The organism is Kitasatospora sp. NPDC022856, from assembly GCF_055561235.1.
Genome location: NZ_JBVHHE010000009.1, coordinates 104,184 through 123,770, shown reverse-complemented (window position 1 = coordinate 123,770; position 19,587 = coordinate 104,184). Strand labels below are relative to the sequence as shown.

Genomic DNA, 19,587 nt, shown 5'->3' with positions numbered 1-19,587 from the left:
GAGACGCCCGCTCCTCAGGCCGGAGCACCCTCCGGGGTCAGCGCCGACGGCGGGGCGTCGTCCATCTCGAAGGCCATCGGGAACGGTGCCTTGCCCGCCAGCCGGAAGTAGCGCACCAGCCGGTGTTCGCGCACCGCCCGGGCCGCACGCACCGCGTCGTTGTGGAACCGCCGCGCCATCGGCACCCGGCGCACCGCGGCCGTCAGCTCCTTGACCGCCTCCTCGCCGCCCGGCTCGGCCACCAGCACCGCGACCTGCTCCGGCTCGGCGAACACCGCCCGCAGCGCCATGCTCAACTGGCTCTCCGCCACCTCGCGCTGCTCGTCGTCGGCCTGCCGGGCCGCGTGCGCCGCGTCCAGCAGCAGCAGCGAGGCCGCCGGGTCCAGCAGCGAGGAGGCCGCCAGCTCGATCGCGACCGAGGCCCGCCGGACCAGCTGCGCGTCCAGCGCCGCCCGCGCGGCGTCGATCCGGGCGTGCAGCCGGTCCAGTCGGCCGGCCGTCCAACTCAGGTACATGCCGAACAGCACCACGGCCACGGCGGCCCAGATCCAGGTAGTCACGGGGCGCTACGCTACCGGGTGCCCGGCGTCAGCCTTCGGCGGTGGCACTCCGGTAGCTGGCGCGGTCGATGTCCTCGACGTTCACCGCGGTGAACAGCCGGGTGCCCGGCGCCGGCGCGATCCGCTCCGCCAGCAGCGCCAGCACGGCGTCGCTGAGCGCCGCCTTCGCCTCCGGGGTACGGCCCGGGAAGATCTGGAACTCGACGTACACCTGGGCGTCGCCCGCGCCCTCGCCGTCCTCGACGCCCACCACGAACTCCCGCACCTCGCGGAAGACCGTCTTGCACGCCTCCGGGCTCGCGTCGATGGTCTTCACCACCAGCCGGTTGATCGCCAGGCCCAGCGCACGCCGGTCGAAGGCGCCGGACAGGCTCGGGGAGTAGTCGACGGAGATCTGCGGCATCCGGTGCCTCCAGGGTCACGATGATCGGTGGTTCAGGCAGCCCAACCCCGGACGGCCACCGCCGATTCCCGGCCGACCGGCCCCCGGACGCCGGGGTCAGTCCCGGGCCAGCCCGAACCGCCCGCGCCGGCCGCCGCGCTCGTCCTCGCCGACCACCGCCACCGCGCCGGCCGTCACCGTCTCGTACACCGCCAGGATGTCCGCACCGACCGTCGACCAGTCGAACCGCCGCACGTGCCGGGACGCCGCCTTGCGCAGCTCCTCCAGCCGGCCCGGGTCCCCCAGCAGCCGCAGTGCCGCCGCGGCCAGCGCGTCCGCGTCCTCCACCGGGAACAGCTCCCCCGCGTCCCCGCCGTCCAGCACCTGCTTGAACGCGTCCAGGTCGCTCGCCAGCACCGGGGCGCCCGCCGACATCGCCTCCACCAGGATGATCCCGAAGCTCTCGCCACCGGTGTTCGGCGCCACGTACAGGTCGACGCTGCGCAGCAGCCTGGCCTTGTCCCGGTCGCTCACCATGCCGAGGAACTCCACCTGCGCGCGGACCTCCGGCGCCAGGCCGGCGACCGCCTCCTCCTCGTCGCCCTTGCCGGCCACCAGCAGCCGCACCCCCGGCCGCTCGGCCAGGATCCGCGGCAGGGCCGCCAGCAGCGTCGGCAGGCCCTTGCGAGGCTCGTTGATCCGGCCGATGAACCCGATCGTGCCGGGCTCGCCGGACGCCGCCCCACCCGTCCAGCGCGCGTCCGGCTCCGCCTCCGCGAAGAAGCCGACGTCCACCCCGTTGGGAATCACCACCGCGTCCCCGCCCAGGTGCTCCACCAGGGTCCGCCGGGCGTACTCGCTCACCGCGATCCGCGCCCGCATCTTCTCCAGGCCGGGCTGCAGGATCGGCGAGGCCGCGATCATCGCCCGCGACCGCGGATTGGACGTGTGGAAGGTGCCGACCATCGGCCCCGACGCCGACCAGGCGGCCAGCATCGACAGGCTCGGCGAGGCCGGCTCGTGCACGTGCAGGATGTCGAACCGGCCCTCGTTCAGCCAGCGCCGGACCCTGGCCGCCGAGAGGATGCCGAAGCTCAGCCGCGCGACCGAACCGTTGTACGGCACCGCCACCGCCCGCCCCGCCGAGACCACGTACGACGGCAGCGCCTCGTCGTCCTCCGCGGGCGCCAGCACCGACACCTCGTGGCCGAGGCCGATCAGGTGCTCGGCCAGGTCCCGGATGTGGAACTGCACCCCGCCGGGAACGTCCCAGTCGTACGGGCAGACGATGCCGATCTTCACTGGTTCCTCGTGATCCTCTAGGTGCGGCGGGTGCGGCGGGTCAGGGCCCGGAGGCCTCGGCGGCGGGCTCGCCGGCCGGAGCGGGGCGGGCGGCGCCGGCCGGCCGCGCCGGCTCCTCCACCGCCGCGCGGACCGGCAGGTCCGCCAGCCAGAACCGCTGCAGCATGTGCCAGTCCTCGGGGTGCTCGCGGATCCCCTGCTCCCAGACGTCAGCCATGGCCTGCACCATCGCCTGGGTCTTCTCCTTGCGGTCCCCCTCCGACGGCGGAACGATCTCGGGGTGGATCCGCGCCCGCAGCAGCGGGCCGTCGTACCAGAGCGAGACCGGCAGCAGCGCCGCCCCGGTCCGCTGGCAGAGCGCCGCCGGACCGGCCGGCATCCTGGTCGCCTCGCCGAAGAAGGACACCTCGATCCCGGCCTCCGAGAGGTCCCGGTCGCCGACCAGGCAGACCAGCTTCCCCTCCCGCAGCCGGCGGGCCAGCGTACCGACGACGTTCACCCCGCCGCCGGTCAACGCGAGCACCTCCATGCCCAGGCTCTCCCGGAACGCCACGAAGCGGTCGAACAGCTTCTCGGGCTTCAGCCGCTCCGCGACCGTGGTGAACGGGTACCCCTCCAGCGCCACCCAGGCGCCCGCGAGGTCCCAGTTCCCCATGTGCGGCAACGCGACGACCGCGCCGCGGCCGGACTCCATCGCCTCCCGCAGCTGCTCGAAGCCGGCCACCTGCACATCGCGGGCCACCCGCTGCCGGCTCCACACCGGCAGCCGGAAGGACTCCATCCAGTACCGCATGTACGACCGCATCCCGGCCCGCGACAACTCCCGCAGCCCGGCCTCGTCCAGCCCCGGCCGGACCCGCCGCAGGTTCGCCTCCAGCTGGAGGACCCGCTTGCCGCGCCTGCGCCAGGCGAAGTCGGCGATCCGGTCGAACAGGCCCCGCGCCACCGGCTCCGGCAGGTGCCGCAGCACCGCCCAGCCCGACGCGTAGGCCGAGTACACCAGTCGGTCCTTCACCGAAGGCCCGCCCCCCATCAGCTCCCGGCCGCCGCTCGGTCGGCCTCGAACGCCTCGCGGCGCACCGTCAGCATCCGCTGGAACACCGTGACCAGGCTGCCCGCGGCCACCAGCCACAGCGCCACCGGCAACAGCCACTCCACATAGGGCACCCCGAAGGTGTGCAGACCCGCGACGCCGGCCGCGACCAGACTGATCACCAGCCGCTCGGCCCGCTCCACCAGCCCCGACACATCACACGGCAGCCCCTGGCTCTCCGCCCGCGCCTTGGTGTACGAGACCACCAGGCCGCTGGCCAGGCAGAAGATCGCCACGGCACAGAGCAGATCGTTGTCGCCCCCGCCCGCGTACCACATCGCCAGCCCGCCGAAGATCGCGGCGTCCGCGACCCGGTCCAGCGTGGAGTCCAGGAAGGCACCCCACTTGGTGGACCGGCCCAGCTGCCGCGCCATGTTCCCGTCCACCAGGTCCGAGAAGATGAACAGCGTGATCGTGATGGTGCCCCAGAAGAACTCCCCACGCGGGAAGAACACCAGCGCACCGGCGACCGAACCGGCGGTACCGATCAGCGTCACGGCGTCCGGGCTCACACCCAGCCGGATCAGGAACGCGGCGAACGGGGTCAGGACACGTGTGAAGAAGGCACGCGCGTATTTGTTGAGCATGGCCTTCCGGACCGCTCCGATCTCCCTGGTACCCGCCTGCGGCGGAGTACGCGGCAGACGGCCGGACGGATCAGCCCACCCGGCGCACCCATCGTAGTCACGCCCACGACACCCCTCCGCGCACCGCACCGCCCGCCCGCCCCCAGCGCCCGCCCACCGGCGACCCCCGGCGCACGGCCGCACACACCCGGTCACCGCGAACCCCCAGAACACGCGCCCCCGCGAACACCGCCCCTAGACTTTTCACGTCAGCCTCGGCGCGACGGGAGGAGACCCCGATGCCCGACCGCAGCACCGCACGATCCGGCCAGGCGCCCAGCGTCACCGACCCCGGACAGCTGCGCAACGTCGTCCTCATCGGCTGCAGCGGCGTGGGCAAGACCACCCTCGCCGAATCCCTCGCCCTCACCGCCGGCGCCCTCGGCCGGGCCGGCCGCGTCACCGACGGCAACACCGTCTCCGACCACGAGGACATCGAGCACCAGCAGCAGCGCTCGGTCCAGCTCTCGCTGCTCCCCCTCGAATGGAACGGCGTCAAGGTCAACCTGATGGACCCGCCCGGCCACCCCGACTTCACCGCCGACCTGCGGGCCGCCCTGCACGCCGCCGACGGCGCCGTCTTCGTCGTCTCGGCCACCGACCCGGTCACCGCCCCCACCCGCGCCCTCTGGCGCGAGTGCGCCGCCGAAGGCATCCCCCGCGCCATCGCCGTCGCCAAGTTCGACATCGCCCGCAGCGACTTCGACGACATCCTCACCGCCTGCCACGACGCCTTCGGGCTCGGCCCGGACACCCTGCGCCCGCTCTTCCTCCCCGTCCACCACGACGGCCACCCCGCCGGCACCGTCGACCTGCTCACCGGCCGCACCTACGGCGAGGCCGAACCGCTGCCCGACACCGGCCCCGCCCGCGAGAGCCTCGTCGAAGCCATCTCCGGCCAGGACGACACCCTCATGGAGCGCTACCTCGCCGGCGAACCGCTCGACACCGACGCCCTCGAAGCCGGTCTGCGCCGCGAAGTCCTCGCCTGCGCCCTGCACCCCGCCCTGCCCACCACCGACCGCGGCCTCGGCTCGGCCGAGCTCCTCGACCTCATCACCACCGCGTTCCCCGACCCCACCGAACGCACCCGCCCCGGCCCCGACTGCGACCCCGACGCCCCCCTCGCCGCCCAGGTCGTCCGCGTCACCGCCGACGCCTACGTCGGCCGGATCAGCCTGCTGCGGATCTACGCCGGCACCCTGCGCCCCGACACCCACATCCACCTCACCGGCCCCGACCACCCCGAGGACCAGACCGGCGACGAACGCGTCACCGGCCTCACCAGCCCGTTCGGCAAGCTCCAGCGGCCCGTCCCGCACGCCGTCGCCGGAGACCTCGTCTGCGCCGCCAAGGTCAGCACCGCCCGCCCCGGCGACACCGTCCACGAACCCGGCCACCCCGTGAAGCTCGACGGCTGGCCACTGCCCGAACCGCTCCTGCCGATCGCCATCGAGGCGCACAGCAAGGGCGACGACGACCGGCTCTCCCAGGCCCTCGCCCGGCTCACCGCCGAAGACCCGGCGCTGCGCCTGGAACAGAACCCCGACACCCACCAGCTGGTCCTCTGGTGCACCGGCGAGGCCCACGCCGAGGTCGTCCTCGACCGGCTCCGCGGCCGGCACGGCGTCCACGTCGACACCGTCGAACCCAAGGTCGCCCTGCGCGAGACCTTCGGCACCGCCGCCGCCGGCCACGGCCGACTGGTCAAGCAGTCCGGCGGGCACGGCCAGTACGCGATCTGCGAGCTGGAGGTCGAACCGCTGCCGGCCGGCGCCGGCTTCGAGTTCCGGGAACACGTCGTCGGCGGCGCCGTGCCCAAGCACTTCATCCCCTCGGTGGAGAAGGGCGTCCGCGCCCAGCTCGCCAAGGGCGTCGGCGCCGGGTACCCGCTCGTCGACATCCGGGTCACCCTCACCGACGGCAAGGCGCACTCCGTCGACTCCTCCGACTCCGCCTTCCAGAACGCCGCCGCCCTCGCCCTGCGCGACGCCGCGGAACACGCCGTCATCCGACTGCTCGAACCGGTCTCCGCGGTCAGCGTCCTGCTGCCCGACGACTACCTCGGCGCCGTCCTCGGCGACCTCTCCGCCCGCCGCGGCCGGGTCCTCGGCACCGAGACCGGCGGCCCGGGCCTCACCCTGCTCCGCGCCGAGGTCCCCGAGCTCGAACTCGCCCGCTACCCCGTCGACCTGCGCTCCCTCACCCACGGCACCGCCGAGTTCTCCCGCGCCCATCTGCGCCACGAACCCATGCCCGCCGCCCTCGCGGCCAAGCACACCGCCTGACGGTCCCGCGGCCTCAGCGCTTCGGCAGCGCGCAGGCCGGCGTCCCGCCCGGCATCCGGTGCCGGTTCTTCGCCACCCAGCGGTACAGCACGTCCGCGAGCGGCCGCACCGGCGCCAGCGCCAGTACCCCGCCCAGGTACGCCCAGACCCCGCCCGACCGCATCAGCAGCCGCGCCACCGCCTGCGCACCGCCGTACACCCGGCCGGCCGGCGTCACCCAGAGCACCTCGCGCCCGGCCCGCTCCCAGGACACCTCGCCGCGCCCGCCGGCCAGCGCGTCCAGCCCGGCGAGATCCGCGAACTGGAACGGCTCCGCCTCCCAGCCGCCCGACGCCAGGGTCTGGCGCAGGTACCGCTCCGCCCAGCCGGCACACGTCGTGCAGAACGCGCAGTCCCCGTCGAAAACCAGCACCGGATCCTTCATCACGGCTCCCTCCGTACGGCCCATGCGCCCATCGTGCACCACTGCGCCCGTCCACCCCCCGCACACGGGTATCGCACGGCGCAAAGGTGGGCATCATGCCCCACGAGCGCGTACTGGCCCGAACGTGACGGCACTTCAGACGATCATCCGCGCGCCCGCACCGCGGCGCGGTACCCTGCCGCTGACAAGGGGAGGAGGGGAAGCCACCGTGACGACACTCGACATGACCCCGGGTGCGCAGATACCCCGGACCGACACCGGCCCGCAGACCGCCGTCACCCAGGCGCTCTCCTCGGCCGCCTACCGCGACGGCGAGGTCCGCGGCTTCGTCGAGACCGTCGCCAACGCCACCGAGAAGAAGGGCCGCTTCGCCCTCTTCCGCCCCAACCTCGGCGAGGCCTTCAGCCGCGCCGTGATCGGACGCACCCTCGGCGGCGACCGCAAGCCCCTCGTCCCGTCCTTCGGCATCGACACCCGGCAGATCGTCGAGCACTGCCTGGCCGCCGAGGACCTGCGCGCCGCCCGGGACCGTCGGCTCACCACCGTCACCCTCGTCACCGGTCTGCTCTTCCTGCCCGGCGCCCTGGTCTGGCTCGGCGCCTTCCAGCTCCGCGCCTGGCTCAAGCGGGACAGCCCCAGGAACGCCGGCGTCGTCGGCGCGGTGGTCCTCCTCGTGGCGGCCGCCGTCGGCGTGCTGCTCGCCCTCAAGCCGCCCGCCGGCGGCCTGTTGGGCGTCTACCTGCGCATCGTGATGCTCGCACCGGTCGTCGGCTGGTACCTCGCCAAGCGCATCGTCGTCGGCACCGCCGTCGACCTGCGCAACCGCTGGCGCGACCTCGTCGAGGGCAACGCCGTGGCCGCGACCGTCCCCATGGCCGTCCCGCGCGACGACCTGGACAAGAAGGCCGCCGACCTGCGCGCCAAGCTCGGCCGGCTCGAAGCCGAGCAGGACACCAACATCCAGCACTACGCCGGCCCCAAGGGGATCCTCGGCGCCGGCCGGCGCTGGGGCGAGTGGAAGATGGTCGACGCCCTGCGCCCGGCCGAGGGCCACGCCGACTTCCGCGCGTTCCACCCCTGGGACCTCGTCCGCAAGATCGCCGGGCACCTCAAGGGCCTCGGCATCAGCGAGGTCGCCAACAGCGGCATTCCCAACGTCGCCGTCAAGCAGTGGGTGGTCTTCGAGGTCGGCGAGGGCGCCGACGAGATCGGCCGCCCCGGCAACGCCGACATGGACGGCGACCGGATGCGCGACTTCGCCGTCCAGGCCATAGCGGACAAGCAGACCTTCCCCGGCGGCCCCCGGCACTACCTCGCCACCCAGTTCGTCACCCACGACGGCAAGCTGGTGCTCACCTTCACCGTCACCGTCGTCCTGCTCGCGCACACCATGAACGTCAGCGTGGCCGGCTACGCGCTCGGCCCGGTCAACGGCGTCTTCTCCGACAAGCCCAAGGACAAGGAGAAGTCCGTCCCGAAGAGCCTGAAGTTCTGGGAGGAGCGGACGGTCAAGCTCCCGCTGATCGACAACGACGAGGTGGTCCGGCAGGCCGTCCGCGCCCCCCTCCACCGCAGCCCCGGACTGCTCGCCTGGCTCGGCGGCGGCCTCGGCCTGCCCGAGCCGTTCGGCCTGCGCCACGTCTGGGCCGCACCGCCCTGGAACACCCGGTCGATGACCGACAACGCGCTCAACGCCGCCACCCCGGTGCTCACCGCCGTCCACGCGGCCGTGCTGGAGTTCCTGGAGGAGCACGACCTCGACACCGAGCGCTTCTTCAAGAACCGCGCCTCGATCATCAAGTCCGAGGCGCAGGGCACCCGGCCCTACAAGGTCGACCAGTACGACGCGGGCTGAGCGGCCCGCCGCAGAGCAGGGGAGAGGGGCCCACCGGTTCTCCGGTGGGCCCCTCTCCCCTGCGGTCCAGCCCTGCGGTTCAGCCCTGCGGTTCAGCCCTGCGGCCAGGCCTCGGCCAGCATCTTGCGGGTGTCCGCCAGCAGCTGCGGCAGCACCTTGGTGTGGCCGACCACCGGCATGAAGTTGGTGTCCCCGCCCCAGCGCGGCACCACGTGCTGGTGCAGGTGCGCCGCGATCCCGGCGCCCGCCGCCGCGCCCTGGTTCATCCCGATGTTGAACCCGTGCGCGCCCGAGGCCGCCCGCAGCGCCGCCATCGCCTTCTTGGTGAACACGGCCAGCTCGGCCGTCTCCGCGTCGTCCAGCTCGGTGTAGTCCGCGACGTGCCGGTACGGGACCACCATCAGGTGCCCGCCGTTGTACGGGTACAGGTTGAGCACCGCGAACACGGAGTTCCCGCGCGCGACGACCAGCCCTTCCTCGTCGCTCAGCGACGGGATCGAGCAGAACGGACAACCGTCGTCCGGAGCCGGACCGGTGGGCTTGTTCTCGCCCTGGATGTAGGCCATCCGATGGGGGGTCCACAGGCGGCGGAAGCCGTCCGGCTCGCCGACGCCCCGCTGCAGTTCCGGCTCAGTCGTCATGCTGATCAGCATATTCGCCCGGCGTGGCTTGCAAAGCAGTGCGGGGCAGACTCCGTGTGGAGACTGCCCCGCGAACCCCGCTGACGCGGGGCGGGAGGTCACACCTGGACGCGACGCTCCACCGCGTCGACGATCTCGGCGACCGCCTCGGCGAGCGGCACGCCGTTCTTCTGCTCGCCGTTGCGGTAGCGGAACGACACCGCGCCCGCCTCGACGTCGTCGTTGCCCGCGATCAGCATGAACGGCACCTTGCTCTTCTGCGCGTTCCGGATCTTCTTCTGCATCCGGTCGTCCGAGGTGTCGACCTCGACCCGGATGCCGCGCTTCTTCAGCTCGGCCGCGACCTCCAGCAGGTACGGCACGTGCTCGTCGGTGATCGGGATGCCGGTCACGGTGACCGGGGCCAGCCACGGCGGCATGGCGCCGGCGTAGTGCTCCAGCAGCACCGCGAAGAACCGCTCGATCGAGCCGAACAGCGCACGGTGGATCATGACCGGCCGCTGACGCGAGCCGTCCGCCGCCGTGTACTCCAGGTCGAAGCGCTCGGGCAGGTTGAAGTCGAGCTGGATGGTCGACATCTGCCAGGTCCGGCCGATCGCGTCCTTCGCCTGGACGGAGATCTTCGGGCCGTAGAAGGCCGCGCCGCCCGGGTCCGGGACCAGCGGCAGGCCCTGCTTCTCGGCCACGTTCGCGAGCACGGCGGTGGCCTCCTCCCAGGCCTCGTCCGAACCGACGAACTTGACCGGGTCCTTGGTGGAGAGCTCCAGGTAGAAGTCGGTCAGACCGTAGTCCCGCAGCAGGTTGAGCACGAAGGTCAGCGTGGAGTCGAGCTCCTCCGCCATCTGCTCACGGGTGCAGTAGATGTGCGCGTCGTCCTGGGTGAAGCCGCGGGCGCGGGTCAGGCCGTGCACCACGCCGGACTTCTCGTACCGGTACACCGTGCCGAACTCGAAGAGGCGCAGCGGCAGTTCACGGTACGAGCGGCCGCGCGCGTCGAAGATCAGGTTGTGCATCGGGCAGTTCATGGGCTTCAGGTAGTAGTCCACGCCCTCGTCGAGCTGCATGGGCGGGTACATACCGTCCGCGTACCAGTCCAGGTGGCCGCTCTTCTCGAAGAGCTTCCCCTTGGTGGCGTGCGGGGTGTAGACGAACTCGTAGCCCTCCTCCTCGTGCCGGCGGCGCGAGTAGTCCTCCATGGCGCGGCGGATGATGCCGCCCCTGGGGTGGAAGACGGCGAGGCCGGAGCCGATCTCCTCGGGGATGGAGAAGAGGTCGAGCTCGTTGCCGAGCTTGCGGTGGTCGCGCTTCTCGGCCTCGACCAGGAAGTCGAGGTGCGCCTTCAGCTCGTCCTTGGTCGGCCAGGCGGTGCCGTAGATGCGCTGCAGCATGGGGTTGCGCTCGCTGCCGCGCCAGTAGGCGGCGGCGTTGCGCATCAGCTTGAAGGCCGGGATGTGCCGGGTGGACGGCAGGTGCGGGCCGCGGCAGAGATCGCCCCAGCAGAGGTCGCCGCTCTTGGCGTCCAGGTTGTCGTAGATGGTCAGCTCGCCCGCGCCGACCTCGACGTCGGCGCCCTCGCCGGCGGTGGCGGCGGAGCCCTTGAGGCCGATCAGCTCCAGCTTGTACGGCTCGGCGGCCAGCTCCTCGGCGGCGGCCTCGTCGGTGACCACCCGGCGGGAGAACTTCTGGCCCTTCTTGATGATCTCCTGCATCTTCTTCTCGATGGCCTTGAGGTCATCGGGGTGGAACGGCTTCTCGACGTCGAAGTCGTAGTAGAAGCCGTCCTTGACCGGCGGGCCGATGCCGAGCTTCGCCTCCGGGAAGAGCTGCTGCACGGCCTGGGCCATGACGTGCGCGGTGGAGTGGCGCAGGATGTCCAGGCCGTCCTTGCTGCCGATCTCGACCGGCTCGACCTCGTCGCCGTCCTGCACGGCGTACGCGAGGTCCTTGAGCTGGCCGGCGATGCGCGCGGCGATGATCGAGCGGTCGTCGGCGAAGAGCTCGGCGGCCGTAGTGCCCGTGGTCACCACGCGCTCTTCCCGATCGGGTTCGCGGTTGATGATTACCCGGACGTCCGTCACCGGTCTCTCCTGACGTGCTGGATTCATAGGACGCAACACGGCGCTGCGCGTGACGATGGTACCGAGAGCACCACCCCCGCCGTGCACCTACGCCCCCGCTCCCCCTTCTCCCAGGGTCTTCAGCAGCCGCTCCCGCTCGGCCTCCTCCAGACCGCACGGCTCCAGCGCTCCCGGGTGGGTGAGCCGCCGGAACCCGCCGCGGCGCTCCAACCGGCCGCTGACCCGCACCGGAGCCCCGGCCAGGTGGGCCTCGACGGCCACCCGGTAGGCGGGGTCGGCGAGCCGCACCCGGACCTCGCTGACCTCCGCGCCGCCGAGCACCTTCAGCCGGACGGTGCCCGGTCCGGCGGGGTCGGCGCGCTTGAGCCGGACGACCAGGCCGACCACGGTGACGGCGACCGCCGGTTCGATCCGCTCCAGCAGGGCGGCCGCCTCCTCCAGCGCGGGCAGGTCCCCGGGCGAGAACTCCAGGGCGATCCGCCGGTCGCCGAAACCGCCGGGCGGGCCGGCGGCGGCCGACCAGGCGACGGACAGCTGGGCCGCCGTGGCGCCGCGCACCAGGTCCTCGACGGACTGCACCAGCTCCCGGCTGACGCCCGCCTGCACCGCGTTCTCGAAGGCCTCCGGGCCGCCGCTGACCCGCCGGTAGTCCACGGCGTCCCGCAGCGCCTCCAGGGCCCGGACCAGGGTGGTGACCACCGCCCGCCCCTCGGGCGCCGGGGTGTACGCGGTGAGTCCGGCGGCGCCGTCCGCCGCCGGACCGCCGCCGACCACCAGGACCTGCTCCAGGAAGTCCCCGGCCCAGGTGTCCAGCCGGGCGCCGAAGTAGGCGGCCCTGGTCCGCCCGGCCTTGGCGCCGGCCGCCAGCATCGCCCGGGCCGCCCGCTGGAGCCGCTCGACGCCGTCCCAGGGCGCGGTGCCGGCCGGACCGGGGAGTTCGCGCCGCCACTGCAGCTCGTCCCCCGGCACCGCCAGGGCGAGCAGGATCGAGCGGGCGGACGGGCTGCGGGAGCGCGACAGTGCGGTGACGGCGTCGGCGAGCAGCTCGACGGCGTCGTCGAAGCCCTCCCCGGCCGGGACCAGCAGGCTGGTGCCCGGGTCGGAGTCGCCCGGGGGCGTCCAGCGGCCGTACCGGGCCGTGGGGCCGCCGCGCCGGACCCAGCCGTGCCGGGCGAGCAGCGTGGTGAGCACCGCCGGGTCGACGGCCGCCGGGTCGGGCAGCGCCCGGGAGACCTCCTGCGGCCCGTGTGGCAGCGTCATGGTCCTGCTCCTCCCCGCCGGGGCCGGGCCGTCACGGGCTGCCGCCCGCGCCGACCCGCGCCATGATGTCGCACAGTGCCCGGTCGTCGAACACCTTCGCGGTGGGCACCCGGACGTTGGTCCGCCGCTGCCCGGTGACCGGGTGTCCGGCCAGGTTGACCCAGTAGCAGCAGTGCCGCAGCTCCAGCGCGTCCGGGCCGGCCGAGAGCCAGCGGTCGACCCGGCGCGGCAGCAGCATCACGACCAGGATCCGGGGCACCGCGACCCGCTCCCGCGCGAGCTTGCGCAGGTGGTCGTTGTCCAGGGTGAAGCTGAAGAAGGGTCCGCGCGGATCGGGTGCGATCTGTGCGGTGGCCTTCAGCTGGATCTTGACGGTGACCTCGTCGTCCACCGCGTGGGCGCGCGAGCCGTGGCTGACCTGCCAGTCGATGCCGTTGTCGGGGAAGGGCTGGGACAGCGAGCAGCCGGCCGCCGCCGCCACCGCGTGCAGATAGCCGACCTGCAGTGTCTCCATGCAGGCCGTCACGGCCAGATCGCCCCGCAGGACGGCCGCCGCCCCGTCGGGCTGCGGCTCTGTCAGCGTCATCGCCCCGTAGCCTCCCCCGGCCCGCGGGCCCGTCCGGATTCGAACGGGTCGTCTGATCGCAGGGTGCCCGGCCCGAACAGGGCCAAACGGTTGAAGGGGCGTCAGGAGCGGGTATCACCCGGGCGGGAACCGCAGTACCTGAGGGGCAGTCATGCAGCAGCACTGGTACACCGGTCCGCTCGCCTCCTTCGACACCGAGACCACCGGCGTGGACGTCGAGACCGACCGGATCGTCTCGGCCGCCCTGGTCGTCCAACTCAGCCCGGGCGCGGCACCGCGGACCACTTCCTGGCTGGCCGATCCGGGCGTGCCGATACCCGACGGCGCCCGGGCGATCCACGGCATCGGCGACGAGCGGGTGCGGGCGCACGGCCGCCCGGCGCAGACGGTGGTGGCGGAGATCGCCCGCGCCCTCGCCGAGCAGAGCCGCGCGGGGCACCCCGTGGTGGTGATGAACGCGCCGTACGATCTGACGCTGCTGGACCGGGAGTTGCGCCGCCACCGGGCCACCGCGCTGGCGGACGCCCTCGGCCCGGACGGGCTGCTGGTGCTCGATCCCCGGGTGCTGGACAAGCACGTGGACCGCTACCGCAAGGGCCGGCGCACGCTGACCGACCTGTGCGCGCACTACGGGGTGGAGCTGACCGGAGCGCACGACGCGGCGGCCGACGCGACGGCGGCCCTGGGGCTGGTCCGGACGATCGGCGCGCGCTACCCGGCGGCACTGGGCGGGCTGTCGGCGGCCGAGCTGCACCTGCGGCAGGCGGTCTGGCACGCCGCGCAGGCCCGGGGGCTGCAGAACTGGTTCGACCGCTCGGGGACGCCGGAGCGGGTGGACTTCTCCTGGCCGTTGCGCCCGGCCCGCTGCGGGTGCGGACGGCGGCTGTCGGCGGAGCACAGCTGCGAGGTCGCGGCGTAGCCGGACCGGATGCGACGGCCGGCGCTCGCCGGATCGGTCGCTCGGTCCACGAACGCAACAGGCCCCGATCGGTATCCGATCGGGGCCTGCGTGCTGTCCGGTGGGCGATACTGGGATCGAACCAGTGACCCCTTCGGTGTGAACGAAGTGCTCTCCCGCTGAGCTAATCGCCCGGGCAACGAGAAGAACAGTAGCACCATTCGGGGGGTGTCGTACAACTCGCACCAGCCCGGGCGGCCGGCGCATCGGCAGAACTCGCGCTCCGCGCGGAAGGTGACTGCGCCTCAGTCCGATTCGCCGGCGGCAGTTCACGGGATTGCGGAAATACATGTGAGGCCCAGCCGATAATCGACTGGGCCTCACATATCACAATGCATTCCGGTGGGCGATACTGGGATCGAACCAGTGACCCCTTCGGTGTGAACGAAGTGCTCTCCCGCTGAGCTAATCGCCCGGGTGCAGGGAAAACATTACCGCATCCCCCGGGGTGCTCCGAACACGCCCGCCCCGGCGCCCCCGCCCCGGCCCGTCACCCGAACGGGCCGCCACCGGTCGCCGCGGCCGGGTCAGTGCCGGTCGATCTTCCAGGGCATGGTGAGCCCGTACTTCCAGAGGTACCAGGCGCCGATCCCGGCGATCACCGCCAGGCCGATCGCGGTGAGTGTGATGTTGCGGCGGCGGACCCTCGGGTCCATCGCCTTCTGCGCCGCCTCGGCCACCTTGCGGCGGGTCCAGCGCAGGGCCAGCTGGGCCCAGACGAACTCGGTGGCCCAGACGCCCATACCCAGGAAGATGACCACCCAGCCGGGGCCGGGCAGCGGCAGCATGATCACCCCGGCCACCACCACCGCCAGGCCGACCAGGAAGACGGCCACCTGCCAGCTCAGGTGCAGCGGCCTGGAGCGCCGGATGAAGTGCGGCGCGCGCGAGCCCAGCGGCCGGCCGCCGTCGGCGCCCGCCGCGTCCTCCGCCCCGTCCCCGTCCGGCGTGTGTACCCCCGAGTCGTCCGGCACGACCGCATCACCCGTTCTCGTGTTCCCGCCCGCGTTCCCGCGCGCCTTGTCGCTTCGCACAGTCATGCCAGGAAACTAACCGAGAAGTGGCCCGGTAATGCCCCGGCGGGCACTCCGTGCCGATTCCGCAATGCGCCGTAAGGGGTACGACTCGGCCCCGAATCGGGACAGAGGGGTTTACATCGGTCGTGGAGGTGGGATGGTCCGTTCGCCGACGTGCGATTCCCCGAGCGCACACTGAGCGAAAGGCCATGGCGCTTATGAACACCACGGTCAGCTGCGAGCTGCACCTGCGCCTCATCGTGTCCAGCGAGTCCTCACTGCCCGTCCCAGCGGGCCTGCGCTACGACACCGCCGACCCCTATGCCGTGCACGCCACGTTCCACACCGGCGCCGACGAGACGGTGGAGTGGGTGTTCGCCCGAGATCTCCTTGCGGAGGGGCTGCATCGACCCACCGGCACCGGCGACGTCCGGGTCTGGCCCTCGCGCAGTCACGGGCAAGGGGTGGTCTGCATCGCGCTGAGCTCTCCGGAAGGAGAAGCCCTGCTGGAGGCCCCGGCCCGAGCGCTTGAGTCGTTTCTCAAGCGCACGGACGCCGCCGTGCCGCCCGGCACCGAACACCGTCACTTCGACCTCGACCGGGAGCTGTCCCACATCCTCGCCGAAAGCTGACCCCGACCGGAGGCGGTCACGCCCCGCCGTCGGCGGGGCCGTAACCCCCTGCTGTCACCGCTGCCGTCCTACTCGGGGGCACGGCAGCACGACTCAGCCGCGCACGACGCGGACTCGGGGCCGGTGAAACGGTCCGCCCCCACCGGGGCGTGCCCCAGCACCGCAGGCGCCCGGCACTGGAGCCGGCCATCCGTACGGGTGGTCGGCCTCGCTGCCGGGCGCCGCTGTTTCCCGGCGGCGGGTGATCGGACTTCGCGGGTCCGCGACACGACCGCCCGCACGCCCCGTCGCAATCCGTACACGCCTTCGACCGAAGCGGCGGCCCGCCGCTGCGGGGCCCGGTAAGGTCTGAGACTGACCGTAGACGCGGGGTGCCGACGGCCCCCTCCGCGCGAGGAGCCCCCACGTGCTGATCACCCATGACACCGAGTGCGCGCTGAGCATCCTCGTCGAGCTGCTCAACACGGCGCCCGAGGTGTGCGGCAGCGAGCTGCTGCCCGACGTGGCCGCGCTGGACGCCTTCGTGGTCCGCCAGGAGATCAGCGAGATCGACTCGCTGACCGAGGACGACCTGCGCAAGGTGCAGGAGCTGCGCACCCGGCTGCGGGAGGTGTTCGGCACCGAGTCCACGGCGGAGGCCGCCGAGCTGGTCAACGCGCTGGTCGCGGCCGCCGGCACCACGCCCCGGCTCACCAACCACGACCACCACGGCTGGCACATCCACTACTTCGCCCCGCACGCCGCGCTGCACGACCACCTGGCGGCCGAGCTGGGCATGGCGCTGGCGTTCATCCTCACGGCGGGCGAGCGCGAGCGGCTGCGCCGCTGCGAGGCGCCGGACTGCGCCCGCGTCTTCGTCGACCTCTCCCGTAACCGGTCCCGGCGCTACTGCGACAGCCGGACCTGCGGGAACCGGCTGCACGTCGCCGCCTACCGGGCGCGCCAGCGCTCGGCGGAGGCCGTGCCCTCCGCCTGAGCGCTCACCGGCCCCCGCTCGCCGTGACCGCCGCGTTCAGATGCCGCGGCGGCGCAGGATCTCCTCGATGTCGGCGAAGTCGCCGAGGCCGTCGTCCCGCTTGCCCGCCTTCGGCGCGGTGCTCCTGGGAGCGGCGGCCTTCGGGGCGGCGGAGGGCCGGCCGGCCGGTGCACCGGTGACGGCGGCCCGTCCCGGGGCGGGCCCGGCGGCGGCCGGCGCGGAGCCGGTGGCGTCCACCGCGCGGCGGCGGCCCGCCCAGCGGGTGGTGACCAGCAGGGCGGCCGACACCGCGAGCAGCGCGATGCCCGTCCAGACCCGGGGGTCGAACACCAGCTTGGTCGCCCAGTCGGCGAGCTCGCTGCCGATCGTGCGCGCCACCGGGAAGAGACCGGTCAGGTAGAGGCCGGCCGGTAGCAGCGCCACGGCGAACCAGCGGGTCGCGGAGAGGTAGCGCCGACGGTAGGCGCGCAGGCCCGCGACGGCCACGCCCGCGGCGGTGAGCACGAAGGAGACCGTCGCCGTCAGCACGGCGGCACTCCGTCACGTCCAGTTGTCCTCGTCATCGGGTCGGACCTCCCGTCGCTTCCGGCCGGCGCCCGGGCACACCGCCGGGACGGCACGGTGCCCACTAGTGGAACACTGGGGGCATGATCGAAGGTTCCCTCCCCCGTCTCGAGTTCTGGTGCGAGCTCCAGTGCCCGGACTGCCGCACCGCCCTGGACGACGTCCGGGCGCTGCGCGAGCAGTACGGTGACGCGCTCGTCGTCGAGTTGCGCCACTTCCCGCTGGAGAAGCACAAGCACGCGTACGCCGCGGCGCAGGCCGCCGAGGAGGCGTTCGCCCAGGGCCTGGGGTGGCCGTACGTGGAGGCCCTGCTGGAGCGGGTCGACGACCTGGCGGCTCGCGGCGAGGACGTGCTGCTGGAGGTGGCCCGTGCCGTGGGAGTGGATGCCGAGGAGGTCGACACCGCGCTGGTCGACGGCCGGCACACGCTGATCGTGGACGCCGACCAGGCCGAGGGGAAGGCGATCGGGGTGCGGGGCACCCCGACGTACGTGATCGGCGGGAAGCGGCTGGACGGCGGGCAGAGCCAGGACGGCCTGCGGGACCGGATCGTCGCCGTCATCGAGGCGGCGAAGGCGTCCTGACGCCAGGTCAGGTCAGCGGCTTGCCGTAGACCCGGTTGGTGACCCGGTAGCCGAGCGACTCGTAGAGCCGGATCGCGACCGCGTTCCCGGTGAACACGTTGAGCCCGAGGTCCCTCACACCGGCGGCCAGGCACTCGCGTTCGGCGAGCAGCATCAGCGAGCGGCCGTGGCCGGCGCCCCGGTGGGCCTCGGCCACCTCGACGACCATCACCCAGGCGAGCGGGGCGCCGTCGGGCAGGTCCCGGACCCGCAGGGCAAGCCAGAGCGAGCCCAGCGGGTCCGGCGCGTCCCCGTAGAGCCGGCGCAGGGCCACGCCGGGGCTGTCGGCGCCCTGCGGCAGCAGGGACTGGTGGTCGGCGTCCGACTTGGCGCGGGCCTGCTCGGCGCCGAGGCCGGAGGAGACCAGGTCGGACAGATAGCCCTCCTTGGCGTCGGCCAGCCACCCGGGGAAGGCCTCGGCGTCGATCCGGCGCGCGGCGACGCCGGCCGGGAGCGCGGGAGGGGCGGCGAGCCGCTTGGCCATGTTCCGCATCCGCTCGGTGTAGCCGAGGGCGACGGCGAGGCCGCGGGCGGCCGGCGCCGCCTCGGGGACGTCGGCGTCGACCCGGGTGCAGCCCCAGCCGCGGAGCACCTCCTCGGCCGCGAGCGCACCGAAGGTGCCGCGTCCCCGGCCGCGCCCCTCGTGCACCTCCAACTCCGATATCTCACCCCAGAGTTGATTGCCGCGGCGAATGGCGGTGGTGCGCAGCGCGCCGACCGGGCGGCCGTTGGCGCAGATCTGCCAGCGTCTGGTGCGGCCGCCGGCGGCGGGTGACTCCGGCCCCTCGGGGCGCAGCGTGGTGGTCATGTCGTGGTCCCTTCCCCGCCGCCCGGGTGTTCTATCCGCCGGGGGGCCGCGAGGAGTCCGGGGCCGGTGTGGTGGGGCTCAGGGGTCGAGGTCGTCGCCGCTGCGCTCGGTGAAGACGGCCAGGGCCTTGGTGGTGACGGGGCCCGGTCCGGCGAGTTCACGGTCGTCGATCCGGGTGACGGCCTGGACGTCGCGCAGGGTGGAGGTCAGGAAGATCTCGTCGGCCTCCCGCAGCACGTCCAGCGGCAGGTCCGTCTCCTCGGCGCCGCACCAGTCGACGACGAGCTGCCGGGTGATGCCGGCCAGGCAGCCGGAGGCGAGGGTGGGGGTGAGCAGGCGGCCGCCGAGGACGACGAAGACGTTGGAGCCGGTGCCCTCGCAGAGCTGCCCGGCGGTGTTGGCGAACAGGGCTTCGGAGGCCTGGGCGCGGTGGGCGGCGGCGAGCGCGACGACGTTCTCGGCATAGGAGGTGGTCTTGAGGCCGGCGACGGCGCTGTGCTCGTTGCGGCGCCACGGGACGGTGGCGGCGGCGGTGGTGTCGGGGCGGCGGGCGGCGGCACCGAGGGAGACGACCAGGGTGGGGGCGTCCTGGCCGCGCTCCGAGCCGAGCGGGGCGATGCCGCCGGTGTAGGTGAGGCGCAGGCGGCCCAGGGGCATCGGGTTGGCGGCCAGCACCTGGGCGCAGGCTTCGCGGACCAGGTCGTGGTCGGGGTCGGGCAGGCCGAGGCCGCGGGCGGAGCGGGTGAGCCGGTCGAGGTGGCGGGTGACGGCGAAGGCCCGGCCGTCGACGGCCTTCATCGTCTCGAAGACGCCGTCGCCGGTGGTGAGGCCGTGGTCGAGGACGGACAGGGCGGCGTCGGCGGAGTCGACGAGTGACCCGTTGACCCAGCTCTTGGTGGGGTGCTGCATCGAGGG

20 protein-coding genes and 2 tRNA genes are annotated in these 19,587 nt (G+C 73.2%); 6 read left to right on the top strand and 16 right to left on the bottom strand.

All coding sequences use genetic code 11. From position 1 onward, the window contains the following. Positions 1–14: 14 nt before the first annotated feature. The 5 genes from ACZ34W_RS13570 to pgsA all read right to left on the bottom strand — a co-directional run bounded on the left by ACZ34W_RS13570 (position 15) and on the right by pgsA (position 3,924). Complete coding sequence (locus tag ACZ34W_RS13570; RefSeq protein ID WP_329486823.1) at positions 15–560, bottom strand: LemA family protein; 546 nt, start codon at positions 558–560, stop codon at positions 15–17. Between the two features lie 28 nt (positions 561–588). Continuing rightward, the gene (locus tag ACZ34W_RS13565) at positions 589–963 is read right to left on the bottom strand and encodes a 5-carboxymethyl-2-hydroxymuconate Delta-isomerase (protein WP_329486824.1); all 375 of its coding nucleotides are present in this window, start codon (positions 961–963) and stop codon (positions 589–591) included. A gap of 96 nt (positions 964–1,059) precedes the next feature. After that, a complete protein-coding gene (locus tag ACZ34W_RS13560; protein ID WP_465603750.1) occupies positions 1,060–2,244 on the bottom strand; it encodes a glycosyltransferase family 4 protein in 1,185 nt (394 codons plus the stop codon). A 40-nt stretch (positions 2,245–2,284) separates the two neighbouring features. Next, a complete protein-coding gene (locus ACZ34W_RS13555; RefSeq protein ID WP_329486828.1) occupies positions 2,285–3,277 on the bottom strand; it encodes a phosphatidylinositol mannoside acyltransferase in 993 nt (330 codons plus the stop codon). Continuing rightward, positions 3,277–3,924 (bottom strand): phosphatidylinositol phosphate synthase, encoded by a 648-nt coding sequence (pgsA, locus tag ACZ34W_RS13550; protein ID WP_352293275.1) that lies wholly within the window; start codon positions 3,922–3,924, stop codon positions 3,277–3,279. Before pgsA ends, ACZ34W_RS13555 begins: the two co-directional genes overlap by 1 nt. A 278-nt stretch (positions 3,925–4,202) precedes the next feature. On the opposite strand from pgsA, the gene ACZ34W_RS13545 reads away from it, so the two are divergent. Continuing rightward, positions 4,203–6,251 carry an elongation factor G-like protein EF-G2 gene (locus ACZ34W_RS13545; RefSeq protein ID WP_329486830.1) on the top strand — a complete coding sequence of 683 codons (2,049 nt, stop codon included), beginning with the start codon at positions 4,203–4,205 and terminating at the stop codon, positions 6,249–6,251. Between the two features lie 13 nt (positions 6,252–6,264). On the opposite strand, the gene ACZ34W_RS13540 is transcribed toward ACZ34W_RS13545, so the two are convergent. Further along, a complete protein-coding gene (locus tag ACZ34W_RS13540) occupies positions 6,265–6,699 on the bottom strand; it encodes a thiol-disulfide oxidoreductase DCC family protein (protein ID WP_329486831.1) in 435 nt (144 codons plus the stop codon). A 184-nt stretch (positions 6,700–6,883) separates the two neighbouring features. Here ACZ34W_RS13540 and ACZ34W_RS13535 point away from each other — a divergent pair, with 184 nt between their 5' ends. Continuing rightward, positions 6,884–8,530 carry a hypothetical protein gene (locus tag ACZ34W_RS13535; protein ID WP_352293271.1) on the top strand — a complete coding sequence of 549 codons (1,647 nt, stop codon included), beginning with the start codon at positions 6,884–6,886 and terminating at the stop codon, positions 8,528–8,530. A gap of 92 nt (positions 8,531–8,622) precedes the next feature. Here the strand turns inward: ACZ34W_RS13535 and ACZ34W_RS13530 are convergent, their stop codons facing one another. The 4 genes from ACZ34W_RS13530 to ACZ34W_RS13515 all read right to left on the bottom strand — a co-directional run bounded on the left by ACZ34W_RS13530 (position 8,623) and on the right by ACZ34W_RS13515 (position 13,095). After that, positions 8,623–9,183, bottom strand: a complete 561-nt coding sequence (locus ACZ34W_RS13530; RefSeq protein ID WP_329486834.1) for an HIT family protein — start codon at positions 9,181–9,183, stop codon at positions 8,623–8,625. Between the two features lie 86 nt (positions 9,184–9,269). Further along, on the bottom strand, positions 9,270–11,249 hold the full coding sequence (gene thrS / locus ACZ34W_RS13525; RefSeq protein ID WP_359808770.1) for a threonine--tRNA ligase: 1,980 nt from the start codon (positions 11,247–11,249) through the stop codon (positions 9,270–9,272). Between the two features lie 87 nt (positions 11,250–11,336). Next, positions 11,337–12,509: a hypothetical protein gene (locus ACZ34W_RS13520; protein ID WP_465603746.1), complete on the bottom strand. Its 1,173-nt coding sequence runs from the start codon at positions 12,507–12,509 to the stop codon at positions 11,337–11,339. Between the two features lie 31 nt (positions 12,510–12,540). Then, positions 12,541–13,095 (bottom strand): DUF4365 domain-containing protein, encoded by a 555-nt coding sequence (locus ACZ34W_RS13515; protein WP_329486837.1) that lies wholly within the window; start codon positions 13,093–13,095, stop codon positions 12,541–12,543. A 151-nt stretch (positions 13,096–13,246) separates the two neighbouring features. On the opposite strand from ACZ34W_RS13515, the gene ACZ34W_RS13510 reads away from it, so the two are divergent. Beyond that, on the top strand, positions 13,247–14,014 hold the full coding sequence (locus tag ACZ34W_RS13510) for a 3'-5' exonuclease (RefSeq protein ID WP_352293261.1): 768 nt from the start codon (positions 13,247–13,249) through the stop codon (positions 14,012–14,014). A gap of 101 nt (positions 14,015–14,115) precedes the next feature. On the opposite strand, the gene ACZ34W_RS13505 is transcribed toward ACZ34W_RS13510, so the two are convergent. The 3 genes from ACZ34W_RS13505 to ACZ34W_RS13495 form a co-directional block, all read right to left on the bottom strand. After that, positions 14,116–14,187 (bottom strand) — tRNA-Val (locus ACZ34W_RS13505). A gap of 209 nt (positions 14,188–14,396) precedes the next feature. Continuing rightward, positions 14,397–14,468 (bottom strand) — tRNA-Val (locus ACZ34W_RS13500). A gap of 112 nt (positions 14,469–14,580) precedes the next feature. Beyond that, on the bottom strand, positions 14,581–15,093 hold the full coding sequence (locus tag ACZ34W_RS13495; protein ID WP_465603743.1) for a TIGR02611 family protein: 513 nt from the start codon (positions 15,091–15,093) through the stop codon (positions 14,581–14,583). Between the two features lie 194 nt (positions 15,094–15,287). Here ACZ34W_RS13495 and ACZ34W_RS13490 point away from each other — a divergent pair, with 194 nt between their 5' ends. Continuing rightward, positions 15,288–15,701, top strand: a complete 414-nt coding sequence (locus ACZ34W_RS13490) for an SsgA family sporulation/cell division regulator (RefSeq protein ID WP_030056266.1) — start codon at positions 15,288–15,290, stop codon at positions 15,699–15,701. Between the two features lie 406 nt (positions 15,702–16,107). Beyond that, on the top strand, positions 16,108–16,677 hold the full coding sequence (locus ACZ34W_RS13485; protein WP_352293258.1) for a CGNR zinc finger domain-containing protein: 570 nt from the start codon (positions 16,108–16,110) through the stop codon (positions 16,675–16,677). Between the two features lie 36 nt (positions 16,678–16,713). On the opposite strand, the gene ACZ34W_RS13480 is transcribed toward ACZ34W_RS13485, so the two are convergent. Next, complete coding sequence (locus ACZ34W_RS13480; protein ID WP_465603741.1) at positions 16,714–17,205, bottom strand: hypothetical protein; 492 nt, start codon at positions 17,203–17,205, stop codon at positions 16,714–16,716. Positions 17,206–17,324: 119 nt separating this feature from the next. Between ACZ34W_RS13480 and ACZ34W_RS13475 the strand changes: the two genes are divergently transcribed. Beyond that, positions 17,325–17,825, top strand: a complete 501-nt coding sequence (locus ACZ34W_RS13475) for a DsbA family protein (RefSeq protein ID WP_465603739.1) — start codon at positions 17,325–17,327, stop codon at positions 17,823–17,825. Between the two features lie 7 nt (positions 17,826–17,832). On the opposite strand, the gene ACZ34W_RS13470 is transcribed toward ACZ34W_RS13475, so the two are convergent. Further along, positions 17,833–18,672, bottom strand: a complete 840-nt coding sequence (locus ACZ34W_RS13470; protein ID WP_329486843.1) for a GNAT family N-acetyltransferase — start codon at positions 18,670–18,672, stop codon at positions 17,833–17,835. A 78-nt stretch (positions 18,673–18,750) separates the two neighbouring features. After that, positions 18,751–19,581, bottom strand: a complete 831-nt coding sequence (locus ACZ34W_RS13465; protein ID WP_465603736.1) for an aminotransferase class IV — start codon at positions 19,579–19,581, stop codon at positions 18,751–18,753. Positions 19,582–19,587 lie beyond the last annotated feature (6 nt).

Excerpts from the sequence above, each read along its gene's own strand:
- ACZ34W_RS13510 (WP_352293261.1), top strand. The coding sequence starts at position 13,247 with ATGCAGCAGCACTGGTACACCGGTCCGCTCGCCTCCTTCGACACCGAG.
- ACZ34W_RS13465 (WP_465603736.1), bottom strand. The coding sequence starts at position 19,581 with ATGCAGCACCCCACCAAGAGCTGGGTCAACGGGTCACTCGTCGACTCC.
- ACZ34W_RS13495 (WP_465603743.1), bottom strand. The coding sequence starts at position 15,093 with ATGACTGTGCGAAGCGACAAGGCGCGCGGGAACGCGGGCGGGAACACG.
- ACZ34W_RS13545 (WP_329486830.1), top strand. The coding sequence starts at position 4,203 with ATGCCCGACCGCAGCACCGCACGATCCGGCCAGGCGCCCAGCGTCACC.
- pgsA (WP_352293275.1), bottom strand. The coding sequence starts at position 3,924 with ATGCTCAACAAATACGCGCGTGCCTTCTTCACACGTGTCCTGACCCCG.
- ACZ34W_RS13530 (WP_329486834.1), bottom strand. The coding sequence starts at position 9,183 with ATGCTGATCAGCATGACGACTGAGCCGGAACTGCAGCGGGGCGTCGGC.
- ACZ34W_RS13490 (WP_030056266.1), top strand. The coding sequence starts at position 15,288 with ATGAACACCACGGTCAGCTGCGAGCTGCACCTGCGCCTCATCGTGTCC.
- ACZ34W_RS13475 (WP_465603739.1), top strand. The coding sequence starts at position 17,325 with ATGATCGAAGGTTCCCTCCCCCGTCTCGAGTTCTGGTGCGAGCTCCAG.
- ACZ34W_RS13555 (WP_329486828.1), bottom strand. The coding sequence starts at position 3,277 with ATGGGGGGCGGGCCTTCGGTGAAGGACCGACTGGTGTACTCGGCCTAC.
- ACZ34W_RS13565 (WP_329486824.1), bottom strand. The coding sequence starts at position 963 with ATGCCGCAGATCTCCGTCGACTACTCCCCGAGCCTGTCCGGCGCCTTC.
- ACZ34W_RS13470 (WP_329486843.1), bottom strand. The coding sequence starts at position 18,672 with ATGACCACCACGCTGCGCCCCGAGGGGCCGGAGTCACCCGCCGCCGGC.
- ACZ34W_RS13520 (WP_465603746.1), bottom strand. The coding sequence starts at position 12,509 with ATGACGCTGCCACACGGGCCGCAGGAGGTCTCCCGGGCGCTGCCCGAC.
- ACZ34W_RS13515 (WP_329486837.1), bottom strand. The coding sequence starts at position 13,095 with ATGACGCTGACAGAGCCGCAGCCCGACGGGGCGGCGGCCGTCCTGCGG.
- ACZ34W_RS13540 (WP_329486831.1), bottom strand. The coding sequence starts at position 6,699 with ATGGGCCGTACGGAGGGAGCCGTGATGAAGGATCCGGTGCTGGTTTTC.